The 12,374-nt window shown below is 39.0% G+C and carries 14 protein-coding genes; 3 read left to right on the plus strand and 11 right to left on the minus strand.

The annotated features are described in order from the left end of the window. Positions 1 to 21: 21 nt before the first annotated feature. Positions 22 to 885, minus strand: a complete 864-nt coding sequence (gene ypfJ, locus AC0VXV_RS18810) for a KPN_02809 family neutral zinc metallopeptidase (RefSeq protein WP_475531500.1) — start codon at positions 883 to 885, stop codon at positions 22 to 24. Positions 886 to 1,058: 173 nt separating this feature from the next. On the opposite strand from ypfJ, the gene AC0VXV_RS18815 reads away from it, so the two are divergent. Further along, on the plus strand, positions 1,059 to 1,577 hold the full coding sequence (locus tag AC0VXV_RS18815; protein WP_475529650.1) for a sigma-70 family RNA polymerase sigma factor: 519 nt from the start codon (positions 1,059 to 1,061) through the stop codon (positions 1,575 to 1,577). Next, positions 1,570 to 2,940, plus strand: a complete 1,371-nt coding sequence (locus AC0VXV_RS18820; protein WP_475529651.1) for a hypothetical protein — start codon at positions 1,570 to 1,572, stop codon at positions 2,938 to 2,940. The genes AC0VXV_RS18815 and AC0VXV_RS18820 overlap by 8 nt, the downstream gene beginning before the upstream one ends. A gap of 53 nt (positions 2,941 to 2,993) precedes the next feature. On the opposite strand, the gene AC0VXV_RS18825 is transcribed toward AC0VXV_RS18820, so the two are convergent. From AC0VXV_RS18825 to AC0VXV_RS18855, 7 genes are all read right to left on the minus strand, one after another. After that, complete coding sequence (locus AC0VXV_RS18825; protein WP_475529652.1) at positions 2,994 to 3,452, minus strand: low molecular weight protein-tyrosine-phosphatase; 459 nt, start codon at positions 3,450 to 3,452, stop codon at positions 2,994 to 2,996. Between the two features lie 54 nt (positions 3,453 to 3,506). Next, positions 3,507 to 4,109, minus strand: a complete 603-nt coding sequence (locus tag AC0VXV_RS18830) for a lysophospholipid acyltransferase family protein (protein ID WP_475529653.1) — start codon at positions 4,107 to 4,109, stop codon at positions 3,507 to 3,509. 66 nt (positions 4,110 to 4,175) lie between these two features. Beyond that, the gene (locus AC0VXV_RS18835) at positions 4,176 to 5,063 is read right to left on the minus strand and encodes an NAD-dependent epimerase/dehydratase family protein (RefSeq protein WP_475529654.1); all 888 of its coding nucleotides are present in this window, start codon (positions 5,061 to 5,063) and stop codon (positions 4,176 to 4,178) included. Positions 5,064 to 5,069: 6 nt separating this feature from the next. Beyond that, positions 5,070 to 5,906, minus strand: a complete 837-nt coding sequence (locus tag AC0VXV_RS18840; RefSeq protein WP_475529655.1) for a putative RNA methyltransferase — start codon at positions 5,904 to 5,906, stop codon at positions 5,070 to 5,072. A gap of 100 nt (positions 5,907 to 6,006) precedes the next feature. Next, a complete protein-coding gene (locus tag AC0VXV_RS18845) occupies positions 6,007 to 6,885 on the minus strand; it encodes a polysaccharide deacetylase family protein (protein WP_475529656.1) in 879 nt (292 codons plus the stop codon). A gap of 132 nt (positions 6,886 to 7,017) precedes the next feature. Beyond that, complete coding sequence (locus AC0VXV_RS18850) at positions 7,018 to 7,686, minus strand: nuclease-related domain-containing protein (protein ID WP_475529657.1); 669 nt, start codon at positions 7,684 to 7,686, stop codon at positions 7,018 to 7,020. Between the two features lie 58 nt (positions 7,687 to 7,744). Then, on the minus strand, positions 7,745 to 8,464 hold the full coding sequence (locus tag AC0VXV_RS18855; protein ID WP_475529658.1) for a YjjG family noncanonical pyrimidine nucleotidase: 720 nt from the start codon (positions 8,462 to 8,464) through the stop codon (positions 7,745 to 7,747). 132 nt (positions 8,465 to 8,596) lie between these two features. Here AC0VXV_RS18855 and AC0VXV_RS18860 point away from each other — a divergent pair, with 132 nt between their 5' ends. Further along, positions 8,597 to 9,367, plus strand: coding sequence for a TSUP family transporter (locus AC0VXV_RS18860; protein WP_475529659.1), 771 nt, complete (start codon positions 8,597 to 8,599; stop codon positions 9,365 to 9,367). Between the two features lie 77 nt (positions 9,368 to 9,444). On the opposite strand, the gene AC0VXV_RS18865 is transcribed toward AC0VXV_RS18860, so the two are convergent. From AC0VXV_RS18865 to AC0VXV_RS18875, 3 genes are all read right to left on the minus strand, one after another. Further along, entirely contained in the window at positions 9,445 to 9,915 is a 471-nt protein-coding gene (locus AC0VXV_RS18865; RefSeq protein WP_475529660.1) for a DinB family protein, read from the minus strand. 82 nt (positions 9,916 to 9,997) lie between these two features. Further along, positions 9,998 to 10,504 carry a DNA-deoxyinosine glycosylase gene (locus AC0VXV_RS18870; protein ID WP_475529661.1) on the minus strand — a complete coding sequence of 169 codons (507 nt, stop codon included), beginning with the start codon at positions 10,502 to 10,504 and terminating at the stop codon, positions 9,998 to 10,000. Positions 10,505 to 10,611: 107 nt separating this feature from the next. Beyond that, entirely contained in the window at positions 10,612 to 12,234 is a 1,623-nt protein-coding gene (locus tag AC0VXV_RS18875) for a glutathione ABC transporter substrate-binding protein (protein WP_475529662.1), read from the minus strand. Positions 12,235 to 12,374: the final 140 nt, after the last annotated feature.

The following is a 12,374-nucleotide window of genomic DNA, read 5'->3' on the forward strand; positions in this document are numbered from 1 at the left end:
TTTCTATGCTATAGGTCACGTTTATAGTTGAGAAGCCTCTAAGTTAAATGTATCGCCGCCTTGAAGTGTTCCGGCAGTATAGCCTTTTTTGAACCAGCGCATCCGTTGTTGACTTGTACCATGTGTAAAGCTTTCCGGAACGACATAGCCTTGCGCTTCCATCTGCAATGTATCGTCGCCAATGGCATTTGCTGCCGTTAATGCCTCTTCAAAATCGCCTTCTTCCAAATAGCCCTTGTCCTGGACATGGTGTGCCCATACACCCGAGTAGTAGTCCGCCTGCAGTTCCAGACGTTTCACTGCTTCATTGTACTTGGCTTGAGATACTTTTCCGTTTAGCGCATGTACTTGTTCGGAAGTGCCCAATAATGTTTGAACATGGTGTCCAACTTCATGTGCGACTACATACGCCATCGCAAAATCACCCGGTGCATCAAACCGGTTTTTTAACTCTTTATAAAAACTTAAATCAATATAAAGCTTATAATCTGCCGGACAGTAAAATGGCCCAACCGCAGCACTTTGCATCCCGCATCCGGAACTTACACTATCCGTAAATAATACGAGCGTCGGGTTTTCGTAGGTCAGCCCATTATCAGCAAACAATTGTTGCCATATATCCTCTGTATCCGCAAGTACTACAGAAACGAATTCAGCCAGTTCCTCTTCTTCAGCGGTCGGTTCATAGTTTTCAGAAGTTGCACCGTTTTGCGTAATGCTCTTTGATACTTCTGAAACAACATCCCCTGCATCTCCACCATTGAGCAATGTAAAAATAATGGCAATAATTATCCCGACCCCGCCAAGACCTCCGCCGATTTTCCCGGCACTCATCCCACGACGATCTTCCACATTGCTGCTTTTTCGTCTTCCCTTCACATCCATAGCTATTCCCTCCATATGAATCTTTACATACTTTGCCATATAATTACCCTTAACAGTTCTTCTTATAACCGACAGTAATAAAATAACATTTTTAATTAATTATGCCTTTAACTAAAACGTAACTATCCTTTGCTTCGTCTAATGGGTAATTAAAGAGAAAGGAGTGCATTTTTATGATGCTATCCGATGAACAGGCATTTCAGGAATCGATGCAAATTCACAGTGATTATTTATTGCGCATCGCTTATTTATACGTCAAAGATTGGCAAGTTGCGGAAGATATTGTTCAAGATGCGTTTTTATCTTATTACGTAAAGTTCGAACAGTTTGAAGAACGCGCCTCTCTCAAAACCTACCTTGTACGAATTGTTATAAATAAATGCAAAGACTATTCGAAAAGCTGGGCCTATCGTAAGCAGCAATTAACAAACCGTTTCTTTCAGACAAAAACAGATCCGCAAAAAGTACTTCAACAGGCTGAGCGATTGGATATTGCAGAGGCGATTTTGCAATTGCCTATTTCTTTAAGGGAAGTAATTATTCACTACTATTATGACGAATTGTCTGTTTTGGAAGTAGCCGCTTTATTAGGCATATCAGATAATACTGTCAAAACAAGGATGCGCAGGGCAAGACAGCTCTTAAAAGAATCACTTGCTGAAGATGAATGGGAGGTGCTTTCGAATGAATGAAATTAAACGGCAGCTAAATAAAAATATGGGTTCCACGTCTAGAAGGGCGGAACGAATTATATTAAAAGTAAACGAGCAAAAACGGCAAAAGCCGCAAACAAAAAAATCTAATCGTTTATACTATGTAGCATTCACAGCTTTTTTCGCACTAGCAGCACTTACAATTTTCGTCATGAAGCCTTGGTCAACAAATGATTTCAATCAAGCATTCCTACCTTCAAGCGAAGAAAATGATTCAAGTAATGGAGAAACCGGAGAAAAACCAAACTTACCATTACGAAACTATTTTAAACAAGACGGGGATGTCGCATATTTTTTAGGAACAGGCAACGAATATTCATCATTTAAAGAAACAACTACATGGCTTTTCGATGATTATGTTGAAATACAAGAAGATAATGGTGGTGCAGTGATGCAAAAAGTTTATCGCATAAAACAAGATGCGATAGAGCTCGTGTATGAAGAAATGATTGAAGTCGAAAGAAAATCATTTACCTTAGCACAGTTGAATCAATTAGAACCTATTCATACTATTTTACAACCGCCGATAGCTAATGGCGAAACATTTGAAAATAAAACGGTAACGTATCCAGTAAATTTTAAAACACCTTACAAAAACTATGATAATATAATTCAAATTACCGAAGATGTTGAGGGTGGGAAAAATCACTTTTATTATGACTATGGAGACGGGCTCATTGCGGAACAGTATATTATGAATGATGGGAATGAGATAACTTCAGTGCTCGCTTCAATTAACGAGCCTCCAACACAAACTATAGAGGAAATGGTTTCATTTAAAAATATCGAGACAGAGCAAACCGAGGTTTTGCCATTAACAAAACTGACCTTTTTAGATCCACTCACTTTCTATAAATCTGATTCTGTCCAATTTGATATGACATATGAACCATTTAGATTAAGTAAGTATAGTGAAACTGAAATCGGTTTATTCCGATATAATTGTGATGAACTCAATTGCGAGATGGCATTTGCAAAACGCTCCAATGGAGAATTTAATTTTGGTGCAACATCTGCAGGAACGATTGATAGCTTCAAACTCTCACCGAATTTAGAAAGAATAATTTTTTCAATTACACGAGACGAAAATTATGCAGGAAATACCCTGTCTCGAACAATGTTACTCATCCTTAATATTGAAACGATGCAAATGGAAATACCGACGTCACAGCCATTTTATTTTGACAGTCACCTTTATCCCATCACACATTATGATTGGATAAGTGATACGACGATTCAAGCCGAAGTAGCGAATATTTCAGATTATGAACCGGAAACAATACTAAAATGGCAACAGTTACAGGAGAAGGAAACAAAAGTAATCGAAGTATCTTTGCCGTAGGAAGATGAAAAAACGGATTTGATTACATACAATCAAATCCGCTTCCCTCATTATTATATATCCTGTAATATCCGCTCTAGCAATGCCTCGCAGCCCTCTAAACATAAATCGTACGTTTCCTGGAAATCCCCTGTATACCAAGGATCCGGAACATCTTTTTGATGTGATGTTAAATCAAGGAATCGGAGCACTTTTGCATCTGCTTCAGCACGAAGCATTTCAATCGTATTTTTCACATTGCTTTCATCCATACAGACAATATAGTCAAAGCTGGCTAAATCGGAAGTGCGTAACTGTCTTGCAAGCATACCTGTTGTCATAATTCCGTATTCCTGTAATTTCGCCGTCGTCCCTTTATGCGGGGGTTCTCCAATATGGTAATTGCTCGTGCCAGCTGAGTCGACTGTAATTTTATCCGTCAAATCCCGTTTAGTGATTAAATCACGCATAACTGCTTCCGCCATAGGAGAACGGCAAATATTGCCCAAACATACGAATAGTACTTGCTTCATCTCTTATTCCACTCCTAATAAAGAAGCCGCACGAAAGATTCCGCGCAGCTTTTGTTATTTTACTTCCGGGTGCATTTCTTTCAAATGCTCCGTTAATCGGTTCAACTCATCTTCCAAAAATTGAACGGATTGTTCACGGCCTTCTTTTCCTGCGCCAACCGTAAATGGCTTTCCGTAAATTAAATAGCCTTTTTGGCGTTTGAAAACACCTTTCGCATCTTTCGGACCGATATAAGCAGCCGGTAAAATTTCCGTCTTCGCCAGTTGGGCAATCGTCACTGCGCCGGCTTTTAGTTCCGAGTTTTCCGAGCTTCTCGTTCCACTCGGGAAGATTCCGACAACTTTTCCTTCTTTAATAAGCTGACGAGGGATTTTAATAACACTTGGTCCCGGATTGTCACGATCCACCGGGAATGCATTCAATCTCGATATTAGCCAGCCTAATCCTTTCACATCGAATAGTTGTTTCTTAGCCATAAAGTGTACTTCTTTTGGAAGCATCGAAATCCCGAGGTTCAAAATATCGATATAGCCATTATGTGTACAGGCAACGACAAAGCCGCCTTCTTTCGGTATATTTTCTTTCCCATATACCTTTGCCTTTGACCCGTTAACCCCTAAAATTCCATATACAACTCTTGCAATAAATTTATACACGTTTCATTCCTACCTTATCGTTAATCTCACTTCATTTTAATTGAAAGTAATACTTTCATTCAATGACTACTGTTTTGCCGTAGTTCCCGCAATTTGCTCGATTAATGGAGGCAGCCAATCTTCAAGCTGACTGAACGAAAATCCTAAGTGCTCTGCCTTGTCATTTTTCATATACCATGTTGCAGGAATGGCGTATGGTGAACGGATTTCCTCTGTCCCAAGCAACGCTATTTTGGCACGTTCGCCCGACTTTTCTTCAATAAGAGAAATTAGATCTTTTAAAGAAATGACCCCATTTGCTGTCGCATTAATTGGGCCTTCCACATTATCACTACCTGCCCACTCTAAAAATCGGGCCGCTTCTGTTGCCTGAATAAAGGACATTTCCGCATCCATGTTTACAAATCCAATCGGTTCCTTATTAATTATGCGCTCAATATGGAAATGCAAACGACGCGTATAATCATCTTCTCCCATTACGATTGGGAAACGAACTGCGACTACAGGGAACTCGGCAAACTTATAAAATACCGCCTCTGCCAGACGCTTTCCTTCACCATACGTAAATTCATGTGTGTCTCCCATGATAATGCCATATGAAGTCGGATCGAAATCTTCTTCATAATGCGGCCTGCCATCTGCCTCATATACCGCTAATGTAGATGTGTAAACGAGCTTACCGATTTTCCCGTTGAATAGATCGCACAGCTGTTTTGCTTCGTTTGGCGAGTAGCAAATATTATCATAAACAATATCAAATGTACGATTTTGCAATGCTTTCTCAAAAGCCGCTGTATCTTTACGATCCACTTTAATATGCTCCACTGCATCGCCAAATGGATTTTCCGACATTCCGCGTGTAACAATTGTTACTTCATGCTTTTGCTCCAATAAAAGTTCCACTAATTTACGGCCAAAAAATCGTGTCCCGCCTAATACTAAGATTTTCTTCATCTACGATCACTCCATTCCAATTAATAAATCTAAATCAATTGTAATTTCCTGTAATTGAATACTTTCTTTATCGTCAATATGCCAGCCCATCGGTGTCATTTCAAGCAAATTTTGTACTAAATGGGCTTCAAGCGGTTCTGTATACGTAATTCTTTTTACTTCTGTATTTGCAAAACTTGCTTTAAAACGTTCTACAGTTTGGGCATTTGTATAGCTTTCCTTTTCTGAATCTGCAAACGCCTGTTTACGCAGTTCTTTTAAGTAATTTTCCTGTGGCACGACTTTAATTACTTTGCCGCCTCGCTTTAATAGACGTTTAAACTCATCGTAATTTGCAGGGGATAAAATATTTAAAATCGCATCAAACGATTGCTCGTTGAACGGACTATTCGCTAAATCACCGACACACCATAGCTGCTCGGGATTATACTTTGCCGCTGCGATTATCCCTTCTTTTGAAATATCGATTCCTACACCAACAGGGCGATCAAGCTGTTGGCAAATACGATGTAAATGAGATCCCTCGCCACAACCTGTATCTAAAATTACCGGTTGTTCTACATTGATTTCCCGGGCAATCGCTGCTTGTAACCGATCATAGATTCCTGCTTGAATAACAGTATGGCGAGAATCGAATAATTCCTTTCCATACATTGATTGGACAGGACGGTTTAACATATAAACATAGCCTTGTTTTGCCACATCAAATGTATGATTCGATAGACAGCTCATTTTCCCTTCATTACTTATCTCTATTTCCTTTTTACAAATAGGACATGCAAAAAGTCGGCTATTGAATTGAAACTGCTGAATACTTAACGCTCGTTTTGATAATAGACCCATGATGGATCCTCCTTCATATGTGTTCGCTAGTATCGTACCATAAACTCATTCAAATAAAAAAAGGAAATAGTGGTCACTACTCCCTTCAAATACTTTCAATCTATAATAGTTGGCTCGTTGTCACAAATTCATAGCCTTCTTCTTTTAAATACAATATGACGTCCTCTAATGCATCTGCGGATTGCTGGTGAATATCATGCATCAAAATAATGCCATTGTCCTTTGCTTGTGCCTTTAAATTCGCCAATGTTTTTTTAGGTGTTTTATGCTGCCAATCAAGTGTATCAATATTCCACAGCACTGGCGTTAAATCAATCGATTCCCGTACGTTTTCATCCAATGCTCCAAACGGCGGTCGATACATTGTAGGCGTCTTTCCTGTTGCATCACAAATTGCCTCGTTTGCCCGGTCGATTTCCGCGCGCATTTGTTGTGCGTTTAGCTTCGTTAAGTTTTTGTGACTCCACGTATGATTGGCAATTTCATGACCGAAAGCATCCGCTTTTTTCACAACATCGGGATACTTTGCAGCATTTTGACCGAGTACAAAAAATGTTGCTTTCACTTCATACTTTTGCAGTGTCATTAAAATTTGGTCAGTCACATTTTTATGGGGGCCGTCATCGAACGTGAGTGCTATTCTTTTATGACTGGCCTGCTGTTCTGCTTGTTTTGGCTGCCGGTCACCTTCTTGTACAACATCGGCCTGCTTATTATTCAATATATTTTCAACCTTTATGTATGCTGTACAATTTCTGCCCGGCGTCCCTCCGTCATTCATATAAAACGGCATCATTTTATTTAAGCTGCCGGATGGATCGTTTATATAATCTTTGGAAGCGGACGGCTCTTTATAAGTAGCATTCACCGCCGCCGTTTTATTACTTGCATAAGTTGGCGGTGTATCAGTCCAAAGACGAAATCCGACAACTATTAATATTCCACATAATATGCTGAGCACTGTTATTTTTTTGCCCATTCTACTACCCTCCTTTCTTCTTATATTTATTAGACGTATGAAGAGAGCAAAAAGTTGATAAAAATTTGGATTTTTTTATAAATTTTTTCCATAAAAAAAGCAAAGTAAAAAACTACTCTGCTCTCTTTCTTATCAATTTGCGGTTGTAACAGTTTTTGAACGTAATGTTGTATTTTTACGATGCATAAAGGTCTCTAATGTTGCGTACAAATTTTCAATCTCTGTATCTGATAAACGTTTTCCTTCAATTGTTGCTGCCCATTTTTTTAATTCCGCGATTTTCAGCACTTCAACATTGGAAGATTGAATTTCAACCTGCTGGAATGAACAATCATTCGTAAAAACTACCATTGTTTCAAAAAGTGTACCATCTACTTCCGGGAGCTGATCTTTTAATATATGGATTAAACGTTTTGTTTCATGGATTGGGTTATTAAATACTTGTTTTTGATTTTTATGTAATAATTCAATCCATTCGATGCTCTGTTCCCGTCCGTTAATCCAGCCAGATTTCTCTTTCACATTCATTACATAAATCCCTGATTCATGAAGTAAAAGAGCGTCAATTGTCTGAACTTCATTGTGAACAGGAAACTGTAGATTCAACATTATTTTTTTTATACCTTGAACATGCTCCAGTTCCTTTATAAGCTGATAGGAAGTTCGGACACTTTTGTTCATAAGGACGTCAAAATACGAATAGCCGATCAATTGATAAAATGTTGTATTGTCATGACTATATAATTTAAATATAAAGTAACCTATAATCGCAATTAGGACGACCAGTATAAATAAGGTCATTGCGCTCACTCCTTGCTGCATCATCGCATTTCATTTTGTATAGCATTAATGCTTTTTACTAAATTCCTAAAGGCTGTTGATTGATAGCTTTTTTACTGTTTATAATCGGTAAAAGTTGAGCAAGCTTTTGTATTTCATAAGTGGGATGAATTGTTGTTGGTACTGCATTCAACGGGTTAAGCCAGCATGTATCGATTCCGGCATTTGCACCACCGATAATATCTGCATTGTAGGAATCACCAATAATCACCGCCTTGTTAGGATCGAAATTTGGAATCCGTTCAAACACGAAATCAAAAAATGGCTTCATCGGTTTTTGATATCCTGTATTTTCCGAAACGAAAACTTGCTTAAAATAAGGTGCCAACCCTGTTACTTGGAGGCGTTTCATCTGTGTCTCCGCCAATCCATTCGATGTAATGTACAATTCATAGTCAGGTGCCAATGTTTGAATCAGCTCCAATGCACCTTCAACAAACACTTTACTTTCTGCTAAATAGCTACGGTATTCAGTATCCAATACCCTGCCATCCACTTCAACGCCAAAATGCTCGAATGTCTTTCCGAATCGGGTTTCCATTAAAAATTCACGGGTAATAAGCCCTTCTTCAAGCGAGCGCCATAAACCGGTATTAATTTCGCGGTAAACAGCTTCGATTTGAGGTGTTAAGGGTAGCTGATGTGCTTCAAATAATTTTGGCAAAGCTAATCTTTCTGCAGCTTTAAAATCCAGTAATGTATCATCTAAGTCAAACAATAAAAATTGATAATCCTTCATTTGTGTACTCCGTTTCCATTATACTAATATATTACCTTATCATAATCGAATCATAATTTTAACTATTTACACTACTCCTAATTTTCGATAGCATGAGTGTATTGCTCTACGTGAAGAAAGAAGGGTTCTTTTATGGGATTTGAGTTAGACCCACAACTAGTTATTATTTTAATTTGTTTTGGCTTTTTAGCAGCATTTATCGATTCTGTTGTGGGAGGCGGTGGCCTTATTTCACTGCCTGCATTAATGTTTGCAGGGCTAAGCCCCTCTGCAGCTGTTGCAACAAACAAACTCGCCGGGACAATGGGATCCTTAACGAGTACTATTACCTTTTATCGGTCTGGAAAGCTAGATATTAAATCTGTCATGAAGTATTTCCCATGGGTTTTTATTAGCTCGATGATCGGGGCTTGGATTGTCCATTTACTTGATCCAAACTTATTGAAACCTTTAATGCTGATTATGCTGGCAGCTGTAGCTGTCTACACAATTTTCAAAAAAGATTGGGGCAGTATTTCGGCGGTCAAATCACTTTCAAAGACAAAGTATATTTTATTTTTTTTAGTGATTTCACTGATTGGTTTCTATGATGGATTTTTAGGTCCTGGTACTGGGTCATTCCTGATTTTTGCATTTTTAATGGTCGGCTATGATTTTTTAAAGGCAGCCGGTAATGCAAAACTCCTTAACTTTGGGAGTAATATCGGGGCTCTTTTAATGTTTATCTATTTAGGGCAGATCAATTATACATACGGTTTAATAATGGGGGCCGCTCAAATTTTCGGAGCGATTGTCGGTTCACGGTTTGCAATTAAGCGTGGAAGCGGCTATGTGCGTGTCCTTTTCATCATCGTCACGATTACATTACTTGCAAAAAATGGCTATGATTTTTTCCTGAAATAAATGTACTGGATGTCCAACATAAACTTGGGCATCTTTTTTTATAAAATAAGCCCCGAAACATGTTCGGGGCTAAGCTCTTATTGCATTTCTTTTGTAGGTCCCATTACTGGTGGTACTGTTAAACCTGCTTGGCGAAGTAGTACTGTCATTTGGCCAACATGATGTGTTTGGTGTGTAATTACTGTGCGAAGTAATTCACCGCGCTTCATCATACCGCCAAAAGCAGGTACTTCTTCTAAAAGCTGTTCCTCTGTTAATGATGCCGCTTCTTTTTTATACGCTTCGCGCACCATTTCATACTTCTCTATAATTTCAGCCATTGCCTCTGGCTGTGGCATATCAGGACCTGGACCCGGAATTTGCAATCCTGCAAAATGGCCGAATGCGCCTGCTACACTTACTAAATGCCATGATAACCATCCTAATGAATTGTGCTCATCTACGATGGCGATATGCATTTTGTCATCTGGAATTGCTTGCATTACTTTCAATGCACCCTTTGATGAGATCGCCCAATCTTTCACAAAATCTTCAGCTACACGATACATAAATAATTCCCCTTTACTCGATTTGTTTTTATCATACCGAATAAGACCGGATTGTGCTATAAATCACATTCCACATTTTTGATTAAGATAAATAATCCAGCAAGATACGCCATATTTCAACTTTTTCATCAAAGGTTTTAATATTCTTCCCTGGAATCGGACTTGTTGATGGCATTTTTTTGTACGCCCTGCCGTCCAATTCATCGAGTCCAATATGCCTTTTAAAAACATCTAAGCTTTTCCCGCCATTAAATAGGACAAGCTTTATTTGCGGATATTTTTTAAACAGCTCCGAAAAGTTATTTGGTACTTCATTTTTTATTGTTGCATCCAGGCTCCCTTCGCGTTCACAGCTTTCGATCGAATCCCATAGACCTATTCGATGTTTACGAAGAAGTGCAATTCTTTCGTTATAGTCTTCCGGAATATCGGTTGCTAGAAGCCTTCCTATAATCGGCCAAAAGTGATTCCGTCGATTGCCGTAGTATTGCTGCTTTTCCAGTGATTGCTTTCCTGGCATCGATCCAAGGATGAGCACTTTAGTTTTTTCATCCACAATCGCAGGTAATATATTTCGGATTGGCTCCATCGTATTCCATCCCTTCACTATAGTCAGTCTTATTATAAATAACTTTTCCAAACAAAAATACTGTCCACAAAACCAAATAGCCTGGTTTGTGAACAGTACTTATTAAATCAATGTGAAATTTTCACGTTTTGGATCTGATAAATTCCAGTCGCATCGATTGAGAAGCCCGTAACGCTATTTGCATAGCCTGTTAAATAAGCTTGGTGATGGATAAATGCTGCAGGTGCTTCAGTAATAATAATATCCTGTGCTTGTTTATAAATATCCATGCGAATCGTTTCGTCTGTTTCAATACGCCCAACTTCCAATAGTTCATCTAATTCTTTATTGCTGTAACGTGTACGGTTGTTATTACCGATATCAGACGTGTGGAATAGCGGGTAAAGTGCCCCATCCGCATCTCCGGTAGAAGGAGCCCATCCAAGCATGAACATATCATGATCGCCTTTAGATGTTCTTTCTAAATAAGCGCCCCATTCCATTACTTCAATTTCCACCTCTATGTTGAGCTGCTTTAACGTTTCTTGCAAAATGATCGCAATTTGCTGGCGTTGCGGGTTATCATTTGTCCATATTGTCGTTTTAAATCCATCTGGGAATCCCGCTTCTTCTAGCAATTTCTTTGCTTCTTCAATATGTGTATCCTGCCTCGCCACTTCTTCGTTATAACCCCATACCATTGGCGATAGTGGGCCGAATGCCTGCACACCAAAACCATCGTAAACCCCTTTCAAAATCGCTTCGCGGTCAAGCGCTTTTGAAATGGCCTGACGTACTTTCGGATTATCGAATGGAGCTTTTTCTGTATTGAAACCTAAATAGGAAATGGAAACAGAAGGCTGTTTTACTACTTGGGCAAACCCTTCTACAAGCGGTACTTCTGTTGGTTGCACAGGATCGATAATGTGAGCATAGCCTGCTTCCAAATCAGCTGCCCGTGTAGCACTTTCCGGCACTGTCTTGAATACGGCCGAATCATAGGCTACTTGCTCGCCCCAGTATTCTGTATTTTTTACAAGACGAATTTCCTGACCAGGTGTCCACTTTTCTAACTTCAGGAAGCCAGTGCCGATTGGATTTTCATTTCCGTATGCACGTGCTTCACCGCCACTTTCCATACGTTTATAATCTTCTTCAATTACTGCAGGGCTCATCATATTGCCGCCCGGATGTGTTAAGGCAAACAGCAACGGTCCATAAGGCTCTTCTGTTTTAATTTGTACTGTATAGTCATCGACAACGACTACTTCTTTAATTGGTTCAAAGTTAGAAAGACGAGGTGATGCAATATCCGGATCAAGCAGACGGTCTAAATTCAATTTAACCGCTTCTGCATTGAAATCTGTTCCATCATGGAACTTTACCCCTTGGCGCAATTTTAATTGCAATGTTAAATCATCGAGATATTCCCATGACTCGGCTAATAGAGGTTCGATTTCTCCAGTATCAAAGTTGCGTACAACTAATGTTTCAAAAATATTGCGTTGTACATTTGATGAAGGGACATCATTTGAGCCGTGTGGATCTAATTCAACTGCTTCTGAAAGGACTTCAATCACAAGCTCGCCCCCTTCCGATGCCGCATTCTCTGTAGCTGTATCTTTACCAGCATCCGTTTCGGCATTAGAATTGGCCGAACTATCTGTGGATGTTTCCTCGTCATTACTGCATGCAGTCAATATGAGAATAAAAGAAAACAACAATAACAACCATACTTTTTTTAACTTCATTTACCTTCCTCCCCCTCTAACTGAATTTTCTGTTTTTTATATATTAACTTTTATTGGAAATAATAGCAACCAATCACACCAAATACTATAAGCTTACTAGGTTAAATATATCAAAAGAAAAAAGAACCACATTATTACAT

This window comes from Solibacillus sp. iso_87 (assembly GCF_056173085.1).

What these genes read in the sequence shown, in the direction of transcription:
- ypfJ (WP_475531500.1), bottom strand. Translation starts at nt 885, where the DNA reads ATGGATGTGAAGGGAAGACGAAAAAGCAGCAATGTGGAAGATCGTCGT.
- AC0VXV_RS18815 (WP_475529650.1), top strand. Translation starts at nt 1,059, where the DNA reads ATGATGCTATCCGATGAACAGGCATTTCAGGAATCGATGCAAATTCAC.
- AC0VXV_RS18820 (WP_475529651.1), top strand. Translation starts at nt 1,570, where the DNA reads ATGAATGAAATTAAACGGCAGCTAAATAAAAATATGGGTTCCACGTCT.
- AC0VXV_RS18825 (WP_475529652.1), bottom strand. Translation starts at nt 3,452, where the DNA reads ATGAAGCAAGTACTATTCGTATGTTTGGGCAATATTTGCCGTTCTCCT.
- AC0VXV_RS18835 (WP_475529654.1), bottom strand. Translation starts at nt 5,063, where the DNA reads ATGAAGAAAATCTTAGTATTAGGCGGGACACGATTTTTTGGCCGTAAA.
- AC0VXV_RS18840 (WP_475529655.1), bottom strand. Translation starts at nt 5,906, where the DNA reads ATGGGTCTATTATCAAAACGAGCGTTAAGTATTCAGCAGTTTCAATTC.
- AC0VXV_RS18845 (WP_475529656.1), bottom strand. Translation starts at nt 6,885, where the DNA reads ATGGGCAAAAAAATAACAGTGCTCAGCATATTATGTGGAATATTAATA.
- AC0VXV_RS18850 (WP_475529657.1), bottom strand. Translation starts at nt 7,686, where the DNA reads ATGACCTTATTTATACTGGTCGTCCTAATTGCGATTATAGGTTACTTT.
- AC0VXV_RS18855 (WP_475529658.1), bottom strand. Translation starts at nt 8,464, where the DNA reads ATGAAGGATTATCAATTTTTATTGTTTGACTTAGATGATACATTACTG.
- AC0VXV_RS18860 (WP_475529659.1), top strand. Translation starts at nt 8,597, where the DNA reads ATGGGATTTGAGTTAGACCCACAACTAGTTATTATTTTAATTTGTTTT.
- AC0VXV_RS18865 (WP_475529660.1), bottom strand. Translation starts at nt 9,915, where the DNA reads ATGTATCGTGTAGCTGAAGATTTTGTGAAAGATTGGGCGATCTCATCA.
- AC0VXV_RS18870 (WP_475529661.1), bottom strand. Translation starts at nt 10,504, where the DNA reads ATGGAGCCAATCCGAAATATATTACCTGCGATTGTGGATGAAAAAACT.
- AC0VXV_RS18875 (WP_475529662.1), bottom strand. Translation starts at nt 12,234, where the DNA reads ATGAAGTTAAAAAAAGTATGGTTGTTATTGTTGTTTTCTTTTATTCTC.